Origin of the sequence: Streptomyces sp. DH24 (assembly GCF_029813775.1) — a bacterium.
Lineage (GTDB): Bacteria > Actinomycetota > Actinomycetes > Streptomycetales > Streptomycetaceae > Streptomyces.
Map to the genome: position 1 here is coordinate 35,014 of NZ_JARVKW010000040.1, position 24,324 is coordinate 59,337.

19 protein-coding genes are annotated in these 24,324 nt (G+C 71.5%); 9 read left to right on the top strand and 10 right to left on the bottom strand.

The window, feature by feature from the left end; all coding sequences use genetic code 11:
- Positions 1 to 23 precede the first annotated feature (23 nt).
- Both QC282_RS26235 and QC282_RS26240 read right to left on the bottom strand, forming a co-directional pair.
- Positions 24 to 974, bottom strand: a complete 951-nt coding sequence (locus QC282_RS26235) for a carbohydrate ABC transporter permease (RefSeq protein WP_279552034.1) — start codon at positions 972 to 974, stop codon at positions 24 to 26.
- A gap of 7 nt (positions 975 to 981) precedes the next feature.
- Positions 982 to 1,908 (bottom strand): sugar ABC transporter permease, encoded by a 927-nt coding sequence (locus QC282_RS26240; protein WP_279552035.1) that lies wholly within the window; start codon positions 1,906 to 1,908, stop codon positions 982 to 984.
- A gap of 371 nt (positions 1,909 to 2,279) precedes the next feature.
- On the opposite strand from QC282_RS26240, the gene QC282_RS26245 reads away from it, so the two are divergent.
- Both QC282_RS26245 and QC282_RS26250 read left to right on the top strand, forming a co-directional pair.
- Entirely contained in the window at positions 2,280 to 3,287 is a 1,008-nt protein-coding gene (locus QC282_RS26245; RefSeq protein ID WP_279552050.1) for a LacI family DNA-binding transcriptional regulator, read from the top strand.
- A gap of 101 nt (positions 3,288 to 3,388) precedes the next feature.
- Positions 3,389 to 3,655 (top strand): hypothetical protein, encoded by a 267-nt coding sequence (locus QC282_RS26250; protein ID WP_279552036.1) that lies wholly within the window; start codon positions 3,389 to 3,391, stop codon positions 3,653 to 3,655.
- 64 nt (positions 3,656 to 3,719) lie between these two features.
- On the opposite strand, the gene QC282_RS26255 is transcribed toward QC282_RS26250, so the two are convergent.
- From QC282_RS26255 to QC282_RS26280, 6 genes are all read right to left on the bottom strand, one after another.
- Positions 3,720 to 4,022 carry a hypothetical protein gene (locus QC282_RS26255; RefSeq protein ID WP_279552051.1) on the bottom strand — a complete coding sequence of 101 codons (303 nt, stop codon included), beginning with the start codon at positions 4,020 to 4,022 and terminating at the stop codon, positions 3,720 to 3,722.
- Positions 4,023 to 4,093: 71 nt separating this feature from the next.
- A complete protein-coding gene (ctaD, locus tag QC282_RS26260) occupies positions 4,094 to 5,812 on the bottom strand; it encodes a cytochrome c oxidase subunit I (protein WP_279552037.1) in 1,719 nt (572 codons plus the stop codon).
- Positions 5,813 to 6,221: 409 nt separating this feature from the next.
- Positions 6,222 to 8,168: a glycogen debranching N-terminal domain-containing protein gene (locus QC282_RS26265; protein ID WP_279552038.1), complete on the bottom strand. Its 1,947-nt coding sequence runs from the start codon at positions 8,166 to 8,168 to the stop codon at positions 6,222 to 6,224.
- The gene (locus tag QC282_RS26270) at positions 8,165 to 9,529 is read right to left on the bottom strand and encodes a trehalase family glycosidase (protein ID WP_279552039.1); all 1,365 of its coding nucleotides are present in this window, start codon (positions 9,527 to 9,529) and stop codon (positions 8,165 to 8,167) included. Before QC282_RS26270 ends, QC282_RS26265 begins: the two co-directional genes overlap by 4 nt.
- The gene (locus QC282_RS26275) at positions 9,526 to 10,326 is read right to left on the bottom strand and encodes a sugar phosphate isomerase/epimerase (protein ID WP_279552040.1); all 801 of its coding nucleotides are present in this window, start codon (positions 10,324 to 10,326) and stop codon (positions 9,526 to 9,528) included. The genes QC282_RS26270 and QC282_RS26275 overlap by 4 nt, the downstream gene beginning before the upstream one ends.
- Positions 10,327 to 10,346: 20 nt before the next feature.
- Positions 10,347 to 11,393 (bottom strand): zinc-binding alcohol dehydrogenase, encoded by a 1,047-nt coding sequence (locus QC282_RS26280; protein WP_279552041.1) that lies wholly within the window; start codon positions 11,391 to 11,393, stop codon positions 10,347 to 10,349.
- Positions 11,394 to 11,519: 126 nt separating this feature from the next.
- Between QC282_RS26280 and QC282_RS26285 the strand changes: the two genes are divergently transcribed.
- From QC282_RS26285 to QC282_RS26310, 6 genes are read left to right on the top strand one after another with little or no spacing between them, the layout of a single operon-like run.
- Entirely contained in the window at positions 11,520 to 12,923 is a 1,404-nt protein-coding gene (locus QC282_RS26285; RefSeq protein WP_279552042.1) for an ABC transporter substrate-binding protein, read from the top strand.
- A 31-nt stretch (positions 12,924 to 12,954) separates the two neighbouring features.
- Positions 12,955 to 13,974 carry a sugar ABC transporter permease gene (locus QC282_RS26290; protein WP_279552043.1) on the top strand — a complete coding sequence of 340 codons (1,020 nt, stop codon included), beginning with the start codon at positions 12,955 to 12,957 and terminating at the stop codon, positions 13,972 to 13,974.
- Between the two features lie 17 nt (positions 13,975 to 13,991).
- The gene (locus QC282_RS26295; RefSeq protein ID WP_279552052.1) at positions 13,992 to 14,858 is read left to right on the top strand and encodes a carbohydrate ABC transporter permease; all 867 of its coding nucleotides are present in this window, start codon (positions 13,992 to 13,994) and stop codon (positions 14,856 to 14,858) included.
- Positions 14,859 to 14,877: 19 nt separating this feature from the next.
- Complete coding sequence (locus tag QC282_RS26300) at positions 14,878 to 16,077, top strand: ROK family protein (protein ID WP_279552044.1); 1,200 nt, start codon at positions 14,878 to 14,880, stop codon at positions 16,075 to 16,077.
- 33 nt (positions 16,078 to 16,110) lie between these two features.
- Positions 16,111 to 17,004 (top strand): Gfo/Idh/MocA family oxidoreductase, encoded by an 894-nt coding sequence (locus QC282_RS26305; RefSeq protein ID WP_279552045.1) that lies wholly within the window; start codon positions 16,111 to 16,113, stop codon positions 17,002 to 17,004.
- Positions 17,005 to 17,042: 38 nt separating this feature from the next.
- Positions 17,043 to 17,669 carry a gamma carbonic anhydrase family protein gene (locus QC282_RS26310; protein ID WP_279552046.1) on the top strand — a complete coding sequence of 209 codons (627 nt, stop codon included), beginning with the start codon at positions 17,043 to 17,045 and terminating at the stop codon, positions 17,667 to 17,669.
- Between the two features lie 141 nt (positions 17,670 to 17,810).
- On the opposite strand, the gene QC282_RS26315 is transcribed toward QC282_RS26310, so the two are convergent.
- Together QC282_RS26315 and QC282_RS26320 are read right to left on the bottom strand one after the other, a co-directional pair.
- On the bottom strand, positions 17,811 to 19,256 hold the full coding sequence (locus QC282_RS26315) for a Gfo/Idh/MocA family oxidoreductase (protein WP_279552047.1): 1,446 nt from the start codon (positions 19,254 to 19,256) through the stop codon (positions 17,811 to 17,813).
- Between the two features lie 235 nt (positions 19,257 to 19,491).
- Positions 19,492 to 20,277 (bottom strand): DeoR/GlpR family DNA-binding transcription regulator, encoded by a 786-nt coding sequence (locus QC282_RS26320; protein ID WP_279552048.1) that lies wholly within the window; start codon positions 20,275 to 20,277, stop codon positions 19,492 to 19,494.
- A gap of 353 nt (positions 20,278 to 20,630) precedes the next feature.
- Here QC282_RS26320 and QC282_RS26325 point away from each other — a divergent pair, with 353 nt between their 5' ends.
- Positions 20,631 to 24,230, top strand: a complete 3,600-nt coding sequence (locus QC282_RS26325) for a TIM-barrel domain-containing protein (RefSeq protein WP_279552049.1) — start codon at positions 20,631 to 20,633, stop codon at positions 24,228 to 24,230.
- Positions 24,231 to 24,324 lie beyond the last annotated feature (94 nt).

Consider the following 24,324-nt stretch of genomic DNA (forward strand, 5'->3'; position numbering starts at 1 on the left):
GGCGGCGCGATCGGGAAAGGGCGCTACTCCTTGACGCTTCCCGCGGCGAGCCCGGACTGCCAGTACTTCTGGAGCAGCAGGAAGGCGGCGACGAGCGGGACGATGGTGATGAGGGAGCCGGTGACGACGAGGTGGAACACGGGCTGGCCGCCGGCGGTCGCGGCCTGGGCGTTCCAGCTGTTCAGACCCAGGGTGAGCGGATACCAGTCCGGATCCTTGATCATGATCAGCGGCAGGAAGTAGTTGTTCCAGGTCGCGACCATGGTGAAGAGGGAGACGGTGACGATGCCCGGCGCGAGCAGCGGGAGGGCGACCTGGAAGAAGGTGCGCACCTCGCCGGCGCCGTCGATGCGGGCGGCCTCCAGCAGTTCGGCCGGGATCGCCTCACTGGCGAACACCCACATCAAATACAGGCCGAACGGGGAGATCAGCGAGGGGATGATCACCGCCCACGGCGTGTTGGTGAGCCCCATGTTGCTGAACATCAGGAACGTGGGCACCGCCAGCGCGGTCCCCGGCACGGCCACGGCGCCGATGACGACGGCGAACACGGCACGGCGGCCGGGGAAGTCGAACTTGGCCAGCGCGTAACCGCCGAGCACGGCGAGGAACGTGGCACCGCCCGCGCCCGCCACGACGTACAGGACGGTGTTCAGCAGCCAGCGGGTGAAGACGCCGTCGTTGTAGGTGAACGTTTCCGCGATGTTGTCCCACAGGGCGAACTCCCCGTCGAACCACAGGCCGAACGAACGGGACAGTCCCTGCTGGGTCTTGGTGGCGCTGATGAGCAGCCAGACCAGCGGCACCAGGCTGTAGAGCAGCACCAGGCCGGTGAGCACGGTCAGCAGGACGCTGCGGCGGGGCCGGCCGGGGCGGGGTGCGCGCCGGGGTGTGCGCAGCCGGCTCACGGACCGGGAGGTGCCGGACGGGGAGGCCGCCGCACCGGCGGAGGCGGGGGTGACGGTACTGATCATCGCTGCTTCACACTCCCTTGCGCATGCCGCGCAGCTGGACGACATAGGCGATGACCATGGTGATCAGCCCCATGACGATGGCGACCGTCGCGGAGTAGTTGTGCTGCTGACCGGAGAAGGACAGCGAGTACGTGTAGTAGTTCGGCGTGTAGTCGGTGGTGATGGCGTTGGGCGCCAGCTTCTGCAGGACGCTCGGCTCGTTGAACAGCTGGAAGCTGCCGATGACCGAGAAGATCGTCGCGATGACCAGGGCTCCGCGGATCGCGGGCAGTTTGACGGTGGTGATGACCCGGATCTGCCCGGCGCCGTCGATCTCGGCCGCCTCGTACAGGGAGTGCGGTATGACGCGCAGCGCCGAGTAGAAGATCAGCATGTTGTAGCCGACGAACTCCCAGGTGACGATGTTGCCGATGGAGGCCAGCACCAGGTCGGGGGAGAGCGGGTTGGGCAGCGACAGACCGAAAGCGGAGTTGAGGTCGCTCACGAGACCGAAGCGGGTGCCGTACATGAAGCCCCACATGAGAGTGGCCACGACGGCGGGCACCGCGTAGGGCAGGAAGATCGAGATGCGGAAGAAGTTCTTGCCGTAGAGGCGTCCGCTGTCCAGGGCGAGGGCCACCAGCAGGGCGATGCCCAGCATGATCGGCACCTGGACGCACAGGAACAGCGAGACCCGGCCGAGCGCGGCCCAGAAGTTCTCGTCGCGCAGGGCCTGTTGGTAGTTCTCCAGGCCGACGAACGTGGTTCCGCCGATGAGTTGGTCGCGGAAGAGGCTCAGGTAGACCGAGTACGCGATCGGCGCCAGGAACACCACGGCGAACACGGCCACGAACGGGCCGATGAACCCCCACCCCGTCCAGGAGCGGCGGTCCCGTCTCGCCGGGGGTGGCGCCGGCCGCGGCCCGGCGGCCACCGGCGGTTGCAGCGTCGTCATGTCGTTCCTCGCTCGTCCAGGTTCTGGAGCCGTGACGCCGCCGTGGCCTGCCTGCGCCGGGGCCGCGTCATCGCTGATGTTTGCGCAAACATCCGGCCCCGCAAAGGGGCCGTGAGCTGTTATGTTTACGTAAACATCTGGTGGCGGCATGTCTACACTGCCCCGTTGAGGACGGTCAAGGGTCCTGGGCGGAACAGCGGCCCGAGCAGCGGCAGAGAGGTGGCGGACGGCGAGTGGACACGGCTGAGACAACACCGGCGAGCGTGCCCGGCAACACCACGGACACGACCGCCGCCGGAGCGGCCACGCCCGAGGGACGCCCCGAGCGCCCTCGCGGCCGGCCCCGGGGCAGTGGCCGCGGCACGGCCTCCATGGCCGACGTGGCCCGCCTCGCCGGCGTCTCCTCCCAGACCGTCTCCCGCGTCTCCAACGGGTACGCCGGCGTGAACGAGGAGACGCGCCGCCAGGTGCTGGCCGCCATGAAGGAACTCGGCTACCGGCCCAACAGCGCGGCGCGCGCCCTCAAACGCGGCGAGTTCCGCACCATCGGCGTCATCACCTTCTCCCTGTCCACCACCGGCAACGTCCGCACCCTGGAGGCCATCGCCACCTCCGCCGCGCACGAGGGGTACGCGGTCACGCTGCTGCCGGTCGCCATACCCACCCAGGACGAGGTGCGGGGGGCGTTCTCCCGGCTGGAAGAACTGGCCGTCGACGCGGTCATCGTCATCATGGAGGTCCACCTCCTGGACGCGGCCACCGTCCGACTGCCGCCGCATGTCCAGGTCGTGGTCGTCGACTCCGACGCGGGCGACCACTACACCGTCGTCGACACCGACCAGGCGGGCGGCAGCCGCGCCGCCGTGCGGCACCTGCTCGACCTCGGCCACGACACCGTCTGGCACCTCGGCGGACCCGAGGGCTCCTTCGCCGCGCAGCGCCGCACGGACGCCTGGCGCGCGGCTCTGGAGGAGGCCGGCCGCACCGCGCCACCGCTCGTCCGGGGCGACTGGTCCGCCGAGTCCGGTTACCGCGCCGGCCTCGAACTCGCGGCCCGCGCCGAGTGCACGGCCGTCTTCGCCGCCAACGACCAGATGGCCCTGGGCCTGCTGCGCGCCTTCCACGAACGCGGTCGGCGCGTACCCGAGGACGTCAGCGTCATCGGTTTCGACGACATCCCCGAGTCGGCGTCCTTCCTGCCCCCGCTCACCACGGTCCACCAGGACTTCGCCGAGGTCGGCCGGCTCTGCGTCCAGGCGGTGCTGCGCAAGATGCGCCAGGAGGGCCCCGAACACGGCACGACCCTCGTACCGACCCGCCTGGTGACCCGAGCGAGCACGGCACCGCCGCGGGCAGGCGCGGGGCAGGGCGGCAACTGAGGACGCGTGCCCCGGCGCGCCGGTCACGAGCCGACTGCACAGGGCCTGCCGGGCGGACGGTGGAGCGGGGGCGGGCGGTGTGGTCCGGGGAGGCGTTCCCGGTGGCCGAGTTGGCCTACCACTTGGCGCTCTGGCTCCGGAGTCCGGCTGCCGGCCGTGAGGACTTCGCGCTCGACTCGATGCGGGCCGAACCGGGGACGATCCGCATCGTGCACTCCGGCGAGGGCTGGCGGATCGGCTCCGGCCTCACGCCCGACTTCTCGGGGGAGCGGTTGGGCGGCATCCCCGTCGAGGACCGCATCCTGCTCCACGTCCGCGCGGGCAGTGCCTGGGGCGACATGCAACGTCTGAGTGGGGCGAAGAGGTGACGTAGGCCGCCCGCCGCGGCTGGGGCCTGGTGGGACTGCTGCAGGCGCGCACGCGCGGCCCGGCTCAGCGGGCGGTGAGCAGACCCGCCAGGGCGCACAGGCCGACACCGCAGGCGAGGACGGCGCAGGCGCACACGGCGTGACGCCTGAGCAGGTCGCGGCGGAGGGCGGCGTACCGGGCCTCGTACTCCGCCCGCAGTTCGGCGGCCCGCTCCGCGGTGTCCCGCAGCATGCGGCGGGTCACGGCCAGGCGGCGCTGGACGTAGTGGCGGCTGAGGTCCTCCGCCTGGCCGCTGGTCAGCCACGGCAGGCGGGCGCACAGTTCCTCGGCCTCACGGCGCGCCTGGTCGCGGTATGCCCGTGCCATGAGGTGGCCCTCGGCCTCCGCGAGGAGTTCCGAGACCTGGCCGGCGTCCAGGGGCCGGCGCGAACCTCCCCTCACGACCGGTCGCTCTCGTGCCCGGCCGCGTCGATGACGTCGCGCTTGCCGACGTTCTCCTTCTCGTCGAGCTCGGCCAGGTACGGGTGGTGCAGGTCGAACGCCGGGGACTCGGAGCGGATCCTCGGCAGGGTGACGAAGTTGTGGCGGGGCGGCGGGCAGGAGGTGGCCCACTCCAGTGAACGTCCGTATCCCCAGGGGTCGTCCACCGTGACGCGCTTGCCCAGCCGGGCGGTCTTCCAGACGTTGTAGAGGAAGGGGAAGGTGGACAGGCCCAGGAGGAAGGCGCCGATGGACGAGAGCATGTTGAGGGCCGTGAAGCCGTCGGCGGCCAGGTAGTCGGCGTAGCGGCGGGGCATGCCCTCGGCGCCGAGCCAGTGCTGGACGAGGAACGTGGTGTGGAAGCCGACGAAGAGGGTCCAGAAGTGGACCTTCTCCAGGCGGGTGTCGAGCATGGTGCCGGTCATCTTCGGCCACCAGAAGCTGAAGCCGCCGAACATCGCGAACACGATCGTGCCGAACAGCACGTAGTGGAAGTGCGCGATGACGAAGTAGCTGTCGGTGACGTGGAAGTCCAGCGGCGGGGAGGCGAGGATGACGCCGGTCAGACCGCCGAAGAGGAAGGTGACCAGGAAGCCGGCCGCCCACAGCATCGGCGGCTCGAACGACAGCGATCCCTTCCACATCGTGCCGATCCAGTTGAAGAACTTCACGCCCGTGGGCACGGCGATGAGGAAGCTCATGAAGGAGAAGAACGGCAGAAGCACGGCGCCGGTGGCGAACATGTGGTGGGCCCACACGGTCACGGACAGGCCGGTGATGGCGATGGTCGCGCCGACCAGACCGGCGTAGCCGAAGATCGGCTTGCGGGCGAACACCGGGATGATCTCGCTGATCACCCCGAAGAACGGCAGGGCCAGGATGTACACCTCGGGGTGGCCGAAGAACCAGAACAGGTGCTGCCACAGGATCGGCCCGCCGTTCTCCGGGGAGAAGACGTGCGAGCCGAAGCGCCGGTCGGCCTCCAGCGCGAACAGCGCGGCCGCCAGGACGGGGAAGGCGAGCAGCACCAGCACCGAGGTGAGCAGCACGTTCCAGGTGAAGATCGGCATCCGGAACATGGTCATGCCGGGGGCGCGCATGCAGATGATCGTGGTGATGAAGTTGACCGCGCCCAGAATCGTGCCGAACCCGGACAGCGCCAGCCCCATGATCCACAGGTCGCCGCCGACGTAACCGGAGCGGATCGGGCCGCTCAGCGGCGTGTAGGCGGTCCAGCCGAAGTCGGCCGCGCCCTGCGGCGTGAGGAAACTCCCCAGCACGATCAGGCCGCCGAAGAGGAACAGCCAGTACGAGAACATGTTCAGCCGGGGGAAGGCCACGTCCGGCGAGCCGATCTGCAACGGCATGATGGCGTTGGCGAACCCGGCGAAGGTCGGGGTGGCGAACAGCAGCAGCATGATCGTGCCGTGCATCGTGAACGCCTGGTTGTACTGCTCGTTGGAGATGAACTGCAGCCCCGGACGCGCCAACTCGGCCCGGATCACCATGGCCAGCGCCCCGGCGATCAGGAAGAAGCCGAACGACGTGAGCAGATAGAGGTGACCGATCTTCTTGTGGTCGGTCGTGGTCAGCCAGGAGACGATCACCTTGCCCCGGCTGCGGCGCCCCTCGGCCGCCGGTACCGGGGAAATCGGTTCAGTCGTGTGTGTCGCCATCAGACCCCTCGATCAGCAACGGGCGGTGCGCGGGCTCCGGCAACACGGGGCGAACGAACGCCCTGGCCGTCCCTCGCCCTGCGGTCAGTGCGTAACCAGCCCAGCGGAAACTAGTCCTCCCGGTTCGCAGCCAGGGCCCGACGTGGGCCGTTGCTCGCCCGAATGGCGGACGAGTTCATCCGATCGAGGCAGCGCGTTGCCCACCCGGGGTGTCGTTCCGGGCGCCGGCGTGCAACTCGCCCGTGAAGCCCTCGGGAAGGCCGCCGAGGGCCCGGGCTGCGGACCGGGCGGGCGCCGCGCGACGTCTGGTCCACCCGTCGCCACCCGTCGCCACCCGTCGCCGCCCGTCGCCGCCCGTCGCCGCCCGGCCCGAGCCGGGCGGCGCCAGGGACACGGCAGCCGACGAGGGCTACGGGACGACGCGGCCGCCGGGGCGGTCGTCCTGTGCGCACCGCTGGAGCGCCGTGCGCAGGGCCAGCGGTGTCGCTGCCGCCCACGCCTGGGGGGAGCACGCGTGGGCGTAGGGGACGGGCCCGGCGGTCGCGGAGCGGTCGTATCCGGCGATGACCTCGGGCAGCCGGTGGCCGTGCCGGGCCGCCGCCGCGACCAGGCCCTCGGCGACGGTGCGGACCGCGTCGGCGAGCCCGTAGCGCGCCAGACCCAGTGCGATGACGGCGTTGTCGTGCGGCCATGCGCTGCCGCGGTGGTACGACAGCGGGTGATAGGACCGCTGGCCGGCGGCCAGGGTGCGGATCGCCCACCCGGAGAAGAAGTCCGGCTCCAGCAGACGGCGGCCGACCCGGTGGCCGCGTTCCGTGTCGAGGATCCCGGACCACAGCAGGTGTCCCGCGTCCGAGGCGAGGGCGTCGACCCGACGGCCGTCGCCGTCCAGGGCGAGGGCCGGGAAGTCGGCGTCCGGCATCCAGAAATCCGCCACGAACCGGCTGCGCAGCCGGTCGGCGGCCTCGCTCAGGCGACGCGCGTACGGCTCGTCGCGCCAGATGTCCCGGGCGAGGGCGGCCGTGCGCACCAGGGCGTCGTAGGCGTAGCCCTGGGCCTCCGACACGGCGATGGGTCCCGGGGCCTGGGTGCCGTCGGTGAAGCAGACGGCGCCGGCGGAGTCCTTCCAGTTCTGGTTGATCAGGCCGCCCGGATCGGGCGTGTAGACGAGGTAACCGTGCTTGTCCAGACCGCCGTCGGTGAACATCCAGTCCACCGCCCGCCGGGCGTGCTGCTCCAGGCGCCGGGCCGGGGAGGAGTCGCCGGTCGTCTCGTGGTGGGCGTGGAGAAGGACCAGGAAGAGGGGCGTGGCGTCGACGGCTCCGTAGTAGCGCCCGTAGGGGACCTGGCGGAAGTGGGCGAGTTCGCCGTGGCGGGTCTCGTGGACGATGCGTCCGGGCTGCTCGCCGCTGAAGGAGTCGTGGCGCCGGCCCTGGGTCGCGGCGAGGGCGCTCAGCGTGGCGGCGGCCGTGTCCGGGCGGTACGGCAGCAGGAAGTACGACGTCAGCAGGGAGTCCCGGCCGAACAGGGTGAGGAACCAGGGGATGCCGGCGGCGGGCACGTACACCTCCTCGCCGTCGACACCGGGGACCGGGATCGTCAGCAGGTCGACGTCGGCCAGGCCCCGTTCGCAGCTGCGGGCGAGGTCGTCCGTCGCGGTCACCGTCCCCCGGTGCGGGCGCGGCACGGAAGGCCGGCGGGCGGGGAGCCCGTGCGGGTGGGCGCGGACGGTCAGGTGGAGGTCGGCCTGCTCGTGGGCGTCGAGTTCGAGGTGCCAGCTGAGGGTGCGTGCGGTGGGCCGCGGAGCGGACGGCGCGTCGGCGACGACGTCCGGGGCGGGTCGGCAGGTGAGGGTGGTGCGCGCGTGCCACTCGGCGCGCCGGTAGTCGAAGTCGGCGCCGCCGCCGGTGGCCCGGGTCTCGTAACGGCTGTCGGGCTTGGCGTAGTCCCGGCCGTCGGAGCGCAGTTCGAACAGGTCGGCGAAGTCGGCGTCCACGGTGAGGTCGATGCGCGCGGTCACCGGGCCGGGGCGGTTGCTGACCAGGCGCAGATGCTCGGTCAACGTGCCCGCGCCGACGGCCTGTTCGCGGAACACCGTGTAGGCGGGTGGGTCGTCCCGGGTGCCCGCCGGGGTCAGGACACTGGTGGCCGTGTGGTCGGTCTCCGCCGTGGCGGGCACCAGGGGGACCGGGCCCGCACCGTCCACGGTGAGCTGCCAGAGGCTGAGATGGCGGGCGTCGCGCAGGAACAGCCCGTCGGGTGCGGTGCCGCGCAGCCCGGTGATGCCGCCGCCGGGGTCGAGGCGGACGAAGGTGGCGTCGCGCACCAGTTGGACGCGGGTGTCGGCCGCGGTCATGAGGCGGGCTCCTCGGGGTCGGCGCACAGCAGGTCGAGGGCGAGGGCGGCGGTCCACGAGAAGCGGCGGGTGCCGCGGCCCTCTCCGGTGACCGGGTCGACGTACTCGGCGAAGTCCGACTGTGCCGCCTGCGTGAGGAAACCCCGACGGAGGTGTTCGGCGTCCTCCGTCAGACCGTGAGCGCGCAGTCCGCGGTGGATCAGCCAGGCCGTGTTGAACCAGGCCGGGCCGCGCCAGTAGCGCTGGGCGTCGAAGGCCGGGCCGGTCAGGTCGTAGCTGGGGACCAGCCGGGTGGCCGGGGCCCGGAAGCGCGGCCCGCTCAGCGTGCCGTGCAGCGCGCGGACCACTCCGGGCGGCAGACCGGGCACGGCGAGCGGGACGAGCCCGGTCACGCCGCGCTCCTGGACGAGGGTGTCGGTGTGCAGGTCGCGCACCCGGAACAGGCCCGCCGACTCGTCCCACAGCCGGGCCACCAGGCGCCGGGTGAGAGCCTCGGCGCGCGTCGTGAACGGCGCGTGGGGCAGGCCCAGTTCGCGGGCCATGGCGGCGAGGGCCAGTTCGCTGACGATCAGCAGCGCGTTGAAGCAGGGGTCCTCCACCGCGAAGCCGTGCCGCACCACGCGGTCGTCGTAGCCCGCCTCCCGGTAGTCGGCGGCCAGCCGGACGTAGCGGCCGTAGTCCAGGTCGGTGGGCCGGTCGGCGGGGTGGCCGTGGTCGAGGTCGGCGCGCCGGAAGGCGCTGGGCGGCGCGGGCTCGACCCGCCGCAGCGCCCGGTCCCAGCAGGGGCTGTTGTCCATGCCCGGCTCCCACGGGTGGACGACCGCCGCGAGGCCCCCGCCGCCCAGGTCGCGGCGGTTGAGGAGGAAGTCGTGCCAGGCGGTGAGCCGGGGCTGGACACGGGCGAGGAACCCCCGGCGCCGCGACTCCGCCGGGTCGGCCCGGTGCACGAGCCAGGCCGCCAGGGCGTGCACCGGAGGCTGCACGATGCCGGACGTCTCGGGAGCCGAGGGCGCGCCCGCCTCCCGGCCGGCCCCGGACGACTGCCAGAAGTCCGGGCTCGGGAAGTACGCGCCGTGCGGCACCTCCGGGTTGAACACAATGTGCGGAATACGCCCGTCCGCCCACTGCCCGGCCAGCAGGGACTCCAGTTCCCGCTGCGCCCGGCGCGCCGAGAGGTGGCGCAGCCCGACGGCGACGAACGCGGAGTCCCAGCTCCACTGGTGCGGGTAGAGGGTGCGGGAGGGAACGGTGGAGGCGCCGGTCCAGTTGTCGAGGAGGACCCGCGCCGCACCGCGCCGCAGTGTCAGGTCTGCGGCGGCGGTGGGCGCGGGCCGGACCGGGCGGTCGACGAGTGACTTCACGCGCCGGACCTCTTGAGGAAGCCGGGGACGGACCGGACGGCCTCGACGGGATCGCCGGTCAGACGGCACTCCAGGGCCAGGTGGCCGTCGTAGCCGATGGTGTGCAGGGCGCCGAGCCAGGCGGGCCAGTCGAGGTGTCCGGCGCCGGGCTGGAAGCGGTTGGAGTCGGAGACCTGCGCGTGGCCGATGAGGTCGGCGTGGGCGAGGATCGCCGCCGCGGGATCGGTCTCCTCGATGTTCATGTGGTAGCTGTCGATGCCGATCCGCACCGAGTCCAGGCCGGTGGCACGGATCAGATCGGCCGCCTGGCCGAGCCGGTTCACCATGTGGTCCTCGTACCGGTTGAGCGGTTCCAGGAAGAGCGTGACGCCCTCCTTGCGGGCGTGCTCGCCGAGTTCGGTGAGCCCGGCCAGGAGGATGTCGCGGTCCTCCGCCTCGCCGCGCGGCGGCTCGAAGGGCGGCAGGCGGCGGGAGAACATGCCGTACGAGGCCGGGGTCTGCGCGCCCACGCCGCCGATCTCGGCGATCACCGTGAGCTGCGACTTCAGCTGCGCGACGGCGTCGCGGCGCAGGTCCTCGTCGAAGGCGCCGAGGAAGTGCAGCATGTCCACGCACACGGTCGGCATGACGACGCCGTCCCTGCGGGCCTGCCTGAGTTCGCCGAGGCGGGAGGCGAAGTGCAGGTCGCCCTTGCCGCGCAGCTCGATGGCGTCGTAGCCGGCCCGCTGGGCGAAGTCCCACTTGGCCTGGAGGCTGTCCCCGGGCAGGAGTTGTTCCTGAACGGCGGTCTTGAGCATGAGGGGGCCTTTCGGGACTCTCAGAATTCCAGCACGACCTGCAGCGCCTCGGCGGGGCGCTCGTCCAGCAGCACATAGGCGTCGCCGGCGTCGGCGGCCGGGATCACATGGCTCACCAGGGAGGTGACGTCCACCTGCTGCTCGGCGACCAGCCGCAGGAAGGTCCGCTGGAGGCGTTCGACGGTCCAGCGGTCCGACACCTGCGGGGGGACGCCGCCGATCTGGGAACAGACGAGCTGGACGCGGTTGTGGTGGAACTCGTCGCCCAGACGCAGGCCCGCCCCGTCGCCCTGGTAGAAGCCGGAGGCCACCACACGGCCACCGACGGCGACCGAGCGCAGCGCCTCGTGCAGGGCCGGGTAGGCGCCGCTGATCTCGATGGCGAGGTCGGCGCCGAGCCCGCCGGTCGCCTCGCGGACGCGTTCGGCGACGGCGTCGGTACGGGCGTTGAGGGTCAGGTGGGCGCCGTAGCGCTTGGCGGTCTCCAGGCGGCCGTCCAGGGCGTCGACCGCCGTGACGCGGGCGCCGTTCAGCTGGGCGAGGCGGGTGGTGAGCAGACCGATGACGCCCTGGCCGAAGACGGCGACGTCCTCGCCGAGGTGGATGTCGCCGGCCAGGACGGCGTTGTAGGCGATGGCGCCGACCCGGGCGAAGGCCCCGGCCAGCGGATCAAGCCCGGCGGGAAGGGTGTGGCCGATCATGCGCTCGGCCGGGACCACGCCCTCGCTGCGGTGGCCCCAGATGCCCCACACCAGATCGCCGGGGGCGGGCAGTCCCGGGGTCCCGGCCAGCTCGGGGGAGACCTCGACGACCTCGCCGACCTCCGAGTAGCCCCAGCCGGCCACGGGGTACGCGATGCCGGCCGCGCCGTCCCGGAACAGCCGGGCCTCCGCATCCCAGGTCCGCGTCAGGTACGGGTTCGTCCCCCGGTAGGCGGTGAGCTCGGTGCCGGCCGAGATGCCCGAGTAGCGGGTGCGCACTCTGAGATGGCCGGGCGGCAGTTCGGCTCTGGGGTGCTGGGCGACCTCCACCTGGCGTGGGCCGGTGAACTGTACGACGCGTTCCACGGATGGCTCCGGAAAGGTGTGCGGGTGCGGTTGCGTCGACAATAACCACAACTTATGTCTTGTCAATACGCAAAACTAATGCTGAGATGCGTGCCCAGTAGACGTAAGCCGGAACGAGGACACGCAATGCACACCAAGAGCCGGCGGTCGAGGACGACCGCGGTGGGCATCACGGCCGCCCTGGCCGCAGGGCTGCTCACGGGCTGCGCCGGCAGCACCGGGCCCGGCACACCGGACCGCGAGATCACGGTCTGGTCCCAGGAGAACCTGCCCGACCGCGTCGCCGCGACGCAGAGGATCGTCGACGGGTTCGAGAAGAAGACCGGGATCAAGGTCAAGCTGGTCGGCGTCGACGAAGGCCAGATGCCCCAGCTGATCATGTCGGCCGCGGCCTCGGGCACGCTGCCCGACGTCATCGGCGCGGCTCCCCTGGGCCAGGTCTGGCAGATGTACAGCAGCGGGCTGCTCAACACCGACATCCCGAAGGAGATCATCGCCGGACTAGGCCGCGGCACCTTCAACGCCAACGCCCTGGACCTGACGTCCGACGGCGCCACCAGTCTCGGCGTACCCTCCGACGCCTGGCTCCAGTTGCTGGTCTACCGCAAGGACCAGTTCGACGCGAAACACCTCGCGGCCCCCGACACCTATGCCAAGGCCCTGGCCGCCGCGAAGGCCCTCGACGCCAAGGGCAACGACGGCATCTCGGCCGCCACCGACCCCGGCGACGTCTTCACCTCGCAGAGCTTCGAGAGCCTCGCTCTCGCCAACGGCTGCGAACTCGTCGACGAACGGCACGAGGTGGCCCTCGAATCCCCGCGCTGCCATACCGCGTTCCGCACCTACGACGCACTCGCCCGCACCTACGGCGCCCCGGGCACCCAGACCGTGGACTCCACCCGCGCGACCTACTTCGCCGGCCGCTCCTCCATGATCATCTGGTCCTCGTTCCTGCTGGACGAACTCGCCGGCCTGCGCAAGGACGCCCTGCCCAGCTGCCCCCGGTGCCAGGACGACCCGCGGTACCTGTCGCGCAACAGCGGCATCGTGACCGCCATGAAGGGCCCGGACGCCACCGGGGCCGCCCAGTTCGGCGAGATCACCTCCTGGGTGACCACGAAAACCGCGGAGACCGAGGCGTCCCGCGAGTTCGTCGAGTACGTGATGGGCTCCGGCTACGAGGCCTGGTTCGGCATGGCACCCGAGGGCAAGATCCCCGTCCGCGAGGGCACCGCCGCCGAGCCCGACCGCTACCTCGACGCCTGGCGCCACAGCGACATCGGCGTCGACACCAAGAAGCCCTTCGACCAGGTCTTCCCCGCGAGCCTGCTCAATCAGCTCGCCGACGGCGTCAGCAACATGGGTCGCTGGGGCATCACCCAGGGCGAAGGAGCACTCGTCGGCGCCACCAACGGCGAACTGCCCGTGCCGAAGGCCATCGGCGCCATGACCGGCGGACAGCTCTCGCCCACCGAGGCGGCCCGCGAAGCCGCCGACGAAGTCGCCGCCCTCCAGAAGTCCCTGCAGTAGCCGTCCGCCTGCTCGTCACGAAGGTCTTCTCATGACTACAGCACCAGCCGGCGCACCGCAGCGCCGGGACACCGACCCCCGGTCCGAGGACCGGCCCAGCACCGGGACCCGGCGCCCGATGACCGCCAGTCGGCGCGCCAACCGGGCGGGCCTCGCGTTCGTCTCGCCCACCTTCCTCGTGGTCCTCGTCGTGGTGGTCCTGCCCATCCTGTGGACCGTGCTGCTGGCGTTCCAGGACGCCAAGCTCGTCGACATCCAGGGCATGGGCCTGTTCGGCAACTGGTCCCTGGACAACTTCGCCCAGGTCTTCGACTCGGCCGGCTTCTGGTCCAGCCTGAGCACCACCCTGATCTACACCGCGGGCTCCACCCTCGGCTCCGTCGCCCTGGGCCTGATCGCCGCGCTCGCCCTGCGGGGGCCCTTCCGGGGCCGCGGACTGCTGCGCGCCGCGATGCTGCTGCCCTACGTCGCCCCCGTCGTCGCCGTGGCGTTCGTCTGGGAGGTCGCGCTCAGCCCGCAGTACGGCGTCGTCAACGACTGGGGCCGGCGCCTGTTCGGCTGGGACGACCCCATCGCCTTCCTCTCCACCCGCGAGTACGAAGTCGGCCTGCTCGGCGTGCACTTCGACATCCCGCTGGCCCTGCTGACGGTGATCGTCTTCGAGATCTGGCGCTACTTCCCCTTCGCTTTCCTGTTCATCCTCGCCCGGCTGCAGGCGGTCCCGGACGGCCTGGAGGAGGCCGCCATGGTGGACGGCGCCACCCCCACGCAGCGTTTCCGGCACATCCTGCTGCCCCAGCTGATGCCGGTCATGGCCCTGCTGTGCGTCCTGCGGTTCATCATGACCTTCAACAAGTTCGACGACGTCTACCTGCTGACCGGCGGCGGCGCGGGCACCGACGTCGCGGCCGTCCGGGTCTACGACTTCCTCACCGCCCGCTACGACGTGGGAGCCGCGGCCGCCCAGGCGCTCGTCCTGGCCGTCTCGCTCATGATCCTGCTCGGCCTCTACTTCAAGTTCTTCGCCAACAAGGTCCAGGAGGAATCGTGACGACCCGCAAGGCGGCCCTGACCCGGGCCCAGGTCGAGGACAGGATCTTCGGCGTGCTGCGCTGGATCGTCGTGACGTTCCTCGCAGTGATCACCCTGCTGCCCTTCTACTACATGCTGCTGTTGTCGCTGAAGCCCATCGACGCACTGCTGCTCGACCCGGGATCCCTGTGGATCTCGGCCAAGGACTTCACCCTCAGCACCTACCAGGACGTGCTGCGGTCCACCGACGACGGCGGTCAGGGCTTCACGAAGTTCCTGCTCAACTCCGCCCTCGTGTCCCTCGGCACGGTCGCCCTGACCCTGCTCGCCGCGGTGCCCGGCGCCTACGCCGTCAGCCGGCTGAAGTTCTTCGGCCACCGCCAGGTCAGCGCCCTGTTCCTGGCCGTCTACATGTTCCCGGCGACCCTGCTGGCCGTCCCGCTGTTCGTCATCTTCGCCAGGATGGGCCTGTCCTCCAGCCTGGTCGGACTCGCCATCGTCTACGTCGCCCAGACCGTGCCGGTGTCGATCTACATGCTGCGGAACTACCTCGTCACCATCCCCCACTCCGTCGAGGAGGCGGCGGCCCTCGACGGCTGCTCCCGGCTGCAGACCGTCCGCAAGGTGATCCTGCCGCTCGCCATGCCCTCCCTCATGGCGACCGGGCTCTACGTGTTCATGATCGCCTGGAACGAGTTCCTGTTCGCCCTGCTGTTCCTGGCCGCGGACCCGGACAACTGGACCGTGTCCCTGGGCCTCGCCCAGCTGTCCAACGGCATCGAAGTGCCCAAGACCGTCCTGATGGCGGGCTCCGTGGTGCTGACGATTCCCGTGGTACTTCTGTTCTTCGCCGCCGAACGCCTCCTCACCGAGGGCCTGACCAGCGGCGCCGACAAGAGCTGACGCCATGGGAGAACCACCGATGACGCCGAACCAGGCCAGCGCGGGCGACCTGCTGCAGCTGATCCGCAGCGGCCGGGCCAACACCCGCGCCGACCTGCAACACGTCACCGGACTGTCCCGCTCCACCGTCGGCCAGCGCCTGGACCTGCTCAACCGCGCCGGGTGGCTGCGGCACACCAGCGGCACCTCCACCGGCGGCCGCCCGTCCCACCGCATCGACTTCGATCCCGCCCACGCGTCGGTCGTCGCCGTCGACCTGGGAACCCGGCACGCGCGCCTCGCCGTCCTCGACCTGACCGGCACCGTCCTCGCCGAGCGCACCGGGCCCCTGGACATCACCGAGGGCCCCGAGCACGTGCTGGACCGGATGGCGGCGTCTTTCCCCGGTCTGATCGCCGCCGCCGGTGTCGAAGGCGCCGCTGTCTGCGGCATCGGCCTGTGCGTGCCCGGCCCGGTCGACTGGGAGACCGGCCGGGTCGTGGAACCCCCCAGCATGCCCGGCTGGGACCAGTACCCGGTCCGCGAACGCCTCCAGCGGGCCTACGCCGAACACGTGGGCCCCAGCATGGAGGAGGGTCCCGTCCCCGTCTTCGTCGACAACGACGCCAACCTCATGGCGCTGGCCGAGCACCAGGCCAACCACCGGGACTGCTCGGCCTTCGTCCTGGTCAAGGCGTCCACCGGCATCGGCGCGGGAGTCGTCATCGGCAACCAGGTCTTCCGGGGCGTCGACGGCGGTGCCGGCGACATCGGGCACATCCGGCTCCACGACCGGCCCGACGCCGTGTGCACCTGCGGCTCGCGCGGCTGCCTGGCCGCCGTCGCCAGCGGGCGGGCGCTGGCCGGACAGCTGTCGGAGCTCGGCCTGGACACCGCGTCCGGGTCCGACGTCGGCCGTCTCCTCGCCGAGGGCCACCCGGACGCCGTCCGCCTCACCCGGGAGGCCGGCCGGCGGGTCGGCGAGGTCCTCGTCACCGTCGTCACCCTCCTCAACCCCGGGGTGCTCATGCTGGCCGGCGACCTCTCCGGGGTGCCCTTCATGACCGGGGTGCGCGAACTGCTGTACCAGCGTGCGATGCCCCGCAGCACGGGCAGCCTCCAGATCGTCACCTCACGTCTCGGCGACCACGCCGGTCTGATCGGAGCCGCGGCCATGGTCGTGGAGTTCCTCTACTCGGCAGCCAGTGCCGACGCCCGCCTCAACCGCCTCGCGTCCTGACCGCGCAGGCCACCGCACGCAGACAGGAACCACGTGACCCGCACATCCGCTCCCTGGCCCCACCGACCCGTGGACGTCGGTCTCGTGGGCGCCGGCCCCTGGGCCAGGGCCATGCACGCCCGCATGCTCGCGGCCGGCCCCGAGACGCGGCTGGCCGCCGTCTGGGCACGCCGCATCGAAGCCGCGCAGCAGGCCGCTGCTCCCTACGGCGCCCGCGTGGCGACCACGTTCGACGAGCTGCTCGACAGCTGCGAGGCCGTCGCCTTCGCCGTCCCGCCCGCCGTCCAGGCCGAACTGGCCCCGCTCGCCGCGAAACGGGGGAAGGCCCTGCTCCTGGAGAAACCCCTCGGCCCGGACCTGCCGTCGGCACGACGACTCGCGGACGCCGTCGCCGACGCCGGTGTCGTCTCCCAACTCGTCCTGACCAAGCGGTATCACCCCGCCACGCGGGCCTTCCTGGACGCGGCCCGGACCGTCGACGTGGCCGGCGCCCGCGCCTGCTACCTCCACGGCGCGTTCCTCGGCGGCGACCTCGCCACCGGCTGGCGCCTGGAGCACGGCGCCCTGCTCGACCTCGGCCCGCACCTCCTGGACCTCCTCGACGCCGCGGTCGGTCCGGTCGTCCACGTCCGCGGCACGGGGGACCCGCGCCACTGGATCGAGCTGACCTGCGAACACGCCAACGGCGCCGTGAGCCAGGCCTCCCTGTCCGGCTCGGTGAACGTGCCGCGGGTCCGCACCCGCGTGGAGCTCTACGGCGCCAGGCCGCCGGTCGTCTACGACACCGCCGGATTCGACCACGAGGAGTGCTGGCCCGTCCTGCGCCGCGAGTTCGCCACCGCCGTGCGCACGCACACCGCGACCGGACTCGACGCACGGCGGGGCCTGTACCTTCAGACCCTCATCGAACGGGCCATGGAGAATTGACGCCAGTGTCCGCCGCACCGGACGGCAAGGAGTCCCGCATGCTGATCGAACACCGGGGGAGACGACCGGTCGTCCCGGAGTCCGCCCATGTCGCCCCCTCCGCCACCCTGTGCGGCGCGGTCGTGCTCGGCGAGGGCGCACGGGTGCTGCACGGCGCCGTGCTCACCGCCGAGGACGGCGAGATCCGTGTCGGCGAGAACACGGTCGTGATGGAGAACGCGCTGGTGCGCGGCCGGGCCCGGCACCCGGCGGTGATCGGCGACGCCGTACTGATCGGTCCGCACGCCCACGTCAACGGCGCAACGGTCGAGGACGAGGTCTTCGTCGCCACCGGCGCCTCGCCGTTCCCCGGCTCGGTGGCCGGAGCGGGAGCCGAACTGCGGATCAACAGCGTGCTGCACGTCAACTCGAAGCTCGCGCCCGGCACGGTGCTGCCCATCGGCTGGATCGCGGCGGGCGACCCGGCACGCCTGTTCGCCCCGGGACAGCACGACGAACTCTGGGAAGTGCAGCGGGAGTTGGACTTCCCGGGCACGGTGTACGGAGTCTCCCGCGACACACCGATGCGCGACATCATGGCCCGGCAGAGCGCCTACTACGGCACTCACCGGGACGACCGCGTCCTCGACGCGGACGACGCGGACGGCACGGACGCAGCCGACTGAGCGGGATTCTCCCTCCCGCGGGGACCTCTCACCTTGCGCCGACCCCTCAGCCCTCTCGACCCCGTCGGCCGACTGGCGACGACTCACCGGCGTGCGCCGCGGCCTCGGGTGGCCCGGCCGGTCGCCCGGTGACGGCGGTGGTCAGTCCACCGGCGGCATCTCGGACGGGCGCGAGTCCAGGCCCGTGCGGCGGTTGACCCAGGAGCCGCGGGTGAAGTCGGGAACGGCGACCGGGCGTCCGCCCGCGGTCAGGGACCTGACGCTCAGGGGAATGGGGGAGCACCACGCGGCGGAGTCGTACACGTCGATGTCCGGGACGAGTCCGGCGCGCATGAGCTGCACCGTGCGCCACTGCAGGACGTAGTCCATGCCGCCGTGGCCGCCGTTGTTGGCCGCGTCGTCACCGATCTTCGTCCAGAGCCAGTGGTCGAACTCCTTGCGGTACGGGGCGAAGTCGGCCCAGGCGTGCTTGCTGTGGTCGGGCTCGACGTAGACGCGCGCGCCGGTGGCGGACGTGCCGGCGTAGTCCTCGAAGATGCCGCGGGTTCCGGCAATGGTGTTGATCCGGCTGTAGGGCCGCGGGGAGCTGACGTCGTGTTCGGCGCGGATCACCCGGCTCTTGGCCGTGTCGATGAGGCAGGTGATCAGGTCGCCGTTGACGTAGGTCTCCTTCCACGACGGGTGGGACCTGTCGACGAAGCGCTCACGGTAGTCGGCGAGGCCCTTGGGTTCGGTGGAGGTGGCCCGCAGGGTGGTCATCCGGTCCCCGCGGTTGATGTCCATGGCGGCCGCGACGGGCGCGAGACCGTGCATGGGGTAGAAGGACGCGATGCTGCGGGTGTGCCACATGCGTCGCCACGCGTCCGTGTAGTACGTGTCGGAGAACAGCAGGGCGCGCAGGTCGTGCAGGTATCCGCCGTGGCCGTTGGTGATCTCGCCGAACATCCCGTCGTGGGCCATCTTGAGGATCGCCAGCTCGTTGCGGCCGTAGCTGCAGTTCTCCGCGAGCATCAGGTGCCTGCGGGTGCGTTCGCAGGTGTCCACGAGGTCCCACAGCTCGTGCAGCTCGGTGGCGACGGGCAGTTCGACCATGACGTGCTTGCCGGCCAGCAGCGCGGCTCTGCCCTGTTCGTAGTGGAACTCCCACGGGGTGGCGATGTAGACGAGGTCGATGTCCTCGCGGCGCAGCATCCGCTCGTACGCGGTGGCGGAGCCGCCGTACTCGGCGGGCCGCGGTTCGCCCACGGCGGCCAGCCGGTCGGCGGTGCGCCGGGCCCGGTCCGCGCGGATGTCGCAGACCGCGGTGACGGTGCAGCCGGGGACGGCTGCCCAGCCGGTGCTCATGCCCGATCCGCGGTTGCCCAGGCCGATGAGGCCGACCCGGACGGTCCGGTGGGAGTCGAAGGCGACGTTGATCATCGACTTCTGGCCGCTGTGGCGCCTCGGCTCCGCGGCGCCGTCCGGCAGGCGCGAGGGGGCCGCGGGGACGGCGGAGGCGGGGCCGGCGCCGAATCCGGCGAGGGTCGCGCCGGTGACCAGGGCTCCGCCCATGAGCGAACGGCGGGAGACTTCGGGGATCTCAGGCATGCGTACGACGCTCCTCGTGAGTGACCGACTGGCTCCTGCGGAACGACTGTGGCGAGCCGACAACTCCGTGTCAATAGATGCTCATTGGAAGGCTGGAGTAATCAGAAACGAGCAAGAAGGGGGAAGTTGCCGCGCGCACGTGTCACCCGCCTGACGGATCGAGGGCGTTGTCGTGCCGTCCTGGCTCTCGAACCGGTGTGCCGACGGGGACGGTGTGCTGCCGGTCAGGCGCGCGTCACACGCACAGCACGTCGATGCCTCGGCCGGAAATCTCCTCGACGATGTCCCGCGGCGCGTCCTTGTCCGTCACGAGCACCGACACGGCGCTCATCTCGCACACCAGGGCGAAGGCCCGGCGCCCCAGTTTGGACGAGTCGGCCACGACGATCACCTTGTTCGCGCACTCCGCGAGAGCGCGGTTGGCACCGGCCTCCGACTCGTCGTGGGTGGCCGTTCCCAGGCGGGGGTGAACGGCGTCCACCCCCAGGATCGTGTAGTCCAGCGCCAGGTTGTCGAGGACGCTGTTCACCAGCGGGCCGACGAGTTCGTAGGAGTTCGGCCGGGCCACCCCGCCGGTCACGACGATCTTCACGTGCGGGCGGACCGCGAGTTCGTTGGCGATGTTGATCGCGTTGGTGACGACGGTCAGGGTGATGCCCCCGCTCTCGCCGGCCGGGCCGGGCCGCATCGCCAGTTCCCGGGCCACCTCGGACGTCGTGGTGCCTCCGTTGATCCCCACGGTGGAACCCGACGGGATCAGTTCGGCGGCGGCCTTGGCGATGCGCAGCTTCTCGTCGGCCCTGCGGGCCACCTTGTACCGCAGGGGCAGGTCGTAGGCGACAGCGCTCACCACGGCGCCGCCCCGGGTGCGCGTCAGCAGGTTCTGCCGGGCGAGTTCGTCCAGGTCCCGCCGGATCGTGGCAGCGGAGCAGTTCAGTCGCTCGGCGGCCTCCAGCACGTCGATCCGGCGCTCCTCGCCGAGGATTTCGAGCAGTTGGGTCCACCGCGCATGTGCCGCCACTCGTTCCTCCTCGCTCGTGCCGGGAGTCTATCCCGCGCCGATCTGCGCGAAGAGGGCGATCGTCGGCCCACGGCGTCGCGTGCTCCGCGCGGGCCGGCACATGCCGCGAAGGCCACCCGTACCCGAGTCGCCATGCTCGCGGATGCAAGGAACGAGGATGTTGCGCACAACTCTTGTCACTCCTCGCTGGTTCGGTGGACGATGGCGCCGTCCACGGTCGCTCAGTCGCCGTCAAGAGCCCTCAGACGGCACGCAGTTGCAGGATGCCGCCCCTCGCTCCGGCCCTCGTCGCACCGATCCCCGCAGATTTGGAGCGTTCCTCCATGAGACCTGGCCCTCGAAGAAGTCTCCTCGTGGCCGCCCTGGCGGCGCTGCTGGTCGGAGGTGTCCCCGCCGCGCTGCCCGCCGGCGCGGCAGCACCCGCCGCCGAGCCGGACACCGGCCGTCTCGGGGACCTCACCGGCTTCCGTGCCGACGGCGACACCTACACCGTGGAGTCCGGCCCGGCCAGGCTGCGCATCGACTTCCAGGACGAGGACCTCTTCCGCGTCCACCTCGCTCCCGACGGGCGGTTCGGCGACCCGGCCAACGAAGACCCGGCGGACCCGAAGGCACCCGACGCCGACATCGTCGTCAAACGCGACTACCGGGGCGCCGGCTCGACGTACTCCGAGTCGGACGACGCGTACACCATCCGTACCGACGAGGCGGTGCTGACCGTCACCAAATCGCCGGTCACGCTGACCCTGGCGGACGACAGCGGCAAGCCGCTGTGGCGGGAGAGCGCGCCGCTGTCCTGGTCCGGCGACGGCACGGTGCAGACCCTCGAACAGGGGCAGCGCGAGCAGTTCTTCGGCGGCGGCATGCAGAACGGGCGGTTCAGCCACCGGGGCGAGACGATCGACATCGACCGCGACTACAACTGGAACGAGGGCGGCAACCCGAACGCGGTGCCGTTCTACCTCTCCAGCCAGGGCTACGGCGTCCTGCGCAACACCTTCGCGCCCGGCCGCTACGACTTCGGCGCCCCCGTACGCACGACCCACCGTGAACAGCGCTTCGACGCCTACTACTTCGTCGGTGACGCCCGGCAGGTCATCGACGGCTACACCGAACTGACCGGCCGTCCCGCGATGATGCCGATGTACGCGCTGGAGGTCGGCGACGCCGACTGCTACCTCCACAACGCCAACCGCGGCGAACGGAAGACCCTGCGCGACGCGCAGGCGATCGCCGACGGCTACGCGGACCGGGGCATCCCGCTCGGCTGGACGCTCGTCAACGACGGCTACGGCTGCGGCTACGAGGACCTGCCGGAGACCGGCAGGATGCTGAACGACCGCGGCAGCGAACTCGGGCTGTGGACCGAGTCGGAGCTCACCGAGCAGGAGTCCGAGGTCCGCGCCGGGGTGCGGGTCCGCAAGACCGACGTGGCCTGGGTCGGCCCGGGCTACCGCTTCGCGCTCGACGCCTGCGAGAAGGCGCGCGGCGGCATCGAGGAGCACAGTGCCGACCGCGCCACCGTGCTGACCATCGAGGGCTGGGCCGGTACCCAGCGCTGCGGCGCGATGTGGAGCGGTGACCAGTCCGGCTCCTGGGACTACATCCGCTGGCAGATCCCGACGTACGCCGGCTCCACGATGTCCGGGCAGCACATGACCACCGGCGACATCGACGGCATCTTCGGCGGCAGCGCCGAGACCTATGTGCGTGATCTGCAGTGGAAGGCGTTCCTGCCGATGACCTACTCGATGAGCGGCTGGGCGGCGAGCGACAAGCAGCCGTGGCGCCACGGGGAGCCGTACGCGGCCGTCAACAAGAAGTACCTGCTGCTGCACGAGCGGCTGCTGCCGTACTTCTACACGCACACGGCCCAGGCCGCGAAGACGGGCGTCGGACCCACCCGGCCGCTCTACCTCAACTACCCGGACGACCCGGCGACCTGGGGCGACAAGGCGAAGTACGAGTTCCTGGCCGGCGACGACTTCCTGGTCGCGCCGGTGTACGAGGACAGCGACGTCCGCGACGGGATCCATCTGCCCGCGGGCCGCTGGGTCGACTACTGGACGGGCCGGGTGTACGAGGGCGGTCGGACGCTCGACGGCTACCGGGTGCCGCTGGACACGCTGCCGCTGTTCGTGCGGGCGGGCGCGATCGTCCCGATGTTCCCCGAGGGCACCACCGACTGGCAGCAGGGCAAGCGGGCGGGACGCCTGGACCTGGACGTCTACCCCGAGGGCGACTCCTCCTTCGTCCACTACGAGGACGACGGCCGCACCCGGGCGCACGCCGAGGGCGCCTGGGCCACCCAGAAGTTCGAGGTGAGCGCACCCAGGGCGCGGGAGCGGGGCCCGGTCGAGGTCCGCGTCGGCGCGCTGGAGGGCACCTACGACGGGAAGCCGGACCAGCGGCGTTACGGCCTGACCGTGCACACCCACAGCGCACCGGCGACCGTGAGCGTCGGCCGGCAGCGGCTGGCGGAATCCGGATCGGCGGCCGAGCTGAAGGCGGCGGGCTCGGGCTGGTACTACGACGAGCCGACCGGCACCGTGCACATCACGACGGAGAAGACCGCGACCGACCGGCCGCTGACGGTGCGGATCGACGGGGCGGGCTCCGTCGGCGGCACCCACCCGCAGGACCGGGCCGTCGGCCTGGAAGCCACGACCGCCGTTGTCGCCGCGACCGGCGAAACCCAGGAAGTGAAGGCGACGTTCGCCAACGGCACCGGCAAGCCCGTGGCCGTGACCGGCACCGCCGTAGACGCGCCCGACGGCTGGGAGGTCCGCCCGGCGGGGCCGACCTCCACCAAGGCGCTGGCCGACGGCGCGGCCTTCACCGCGCGCTTCTCGCTGACCCCGCCCCGGGGCGCCGATCCGGGCCGCTACGAGATCAAGGCCTCCGTCGCCTACGAGACCCGCGACGGCCGGTACGCCGTACAGGACCGGACCGGCACCACACTGGCCCATCCCTCGCTCGCCTCGGCCGCCGACAACATCGGCGTGACCGAAGCGGACAGTCCCGGGCCCGGTGACATCGACGGCGGCGGCTCCAGCTTCATCGCCGAGCGCCTCGCCGAGAAGGGCGTGTCGCCGGGTGCCACCGTCCAGGCCAACGGCTTCACCTTCGACTGGCCCGACGCCAGGCCCGGCACGGTGGACAACGTCACCGGCAGCGGACAGACCATCAAGGTGCCCGGACAGCGCAAGGGCAACGCGCTGGCCTTCCTCGGCACCGGCACCAGCGGCTCGGCGGCCGGAACGGCGACCGTCCACTACACCGACGGCTCCACGGCCGAGGCGACCCTGGGCTTCCCCAACTGGTGCTGTCTGCCCACCGACCGCTACGGCGCCAGGATCGCCGTCAGCACCAAGGGCAAGAACACCCCGTCCGGACCGGCGTACCCGACCGTGGACTATCGCCTCTACACCAAGACGCTGCGCGTCGACCCGGCCAAGGAGGTCGCCGCGGTCACCCTCCCCGCCAACAGCGCCGTGCACGTCTTCGCGATGACCGTCGGCAACGAGGAGGCGGTCCCGCCGCCGATCGCCGACGGGCAGTACACACTGGGCAACGAGGGCGGCGCGGGGCAGTTGGAGGCGCCCGGTGACACCAGTGCGGGACAGCTGCGGCTCGGTGAACCGTCCCCCTCACCCGCGCAGAAGTGGAACGTCACCCGCAACGACGACGACGGCTCCTACCAGATCAAAAACGCCGGCAGCGGACTGTGCGCGGACGTCGCGGGCAGCGCGCAGTCCAGTGGCGTGCAGGTGGTCCAGTACACCTGCACGGGCAACGCCAACCAGCGCTGGACGATCAGCGCCGAGGGCGGACGGCTGACCCTGAAGGCGAAGCACAGCGGCCTGTCGCTGACCGCCACGTCCGCCGGACCGGTCGTCCAGGCCACCGACACCGGCACCCCCGCGCAACGCTGGCGCGCCACGGCCACCTGACCCACGGCGACGGTCCGTCGCCCACCCCGCACAGGGCGCCGCGGCCCCCGCGGCGAGCCGGCCCCCGGCGCCGCGGGGGCGCGGCGCCCGCCCG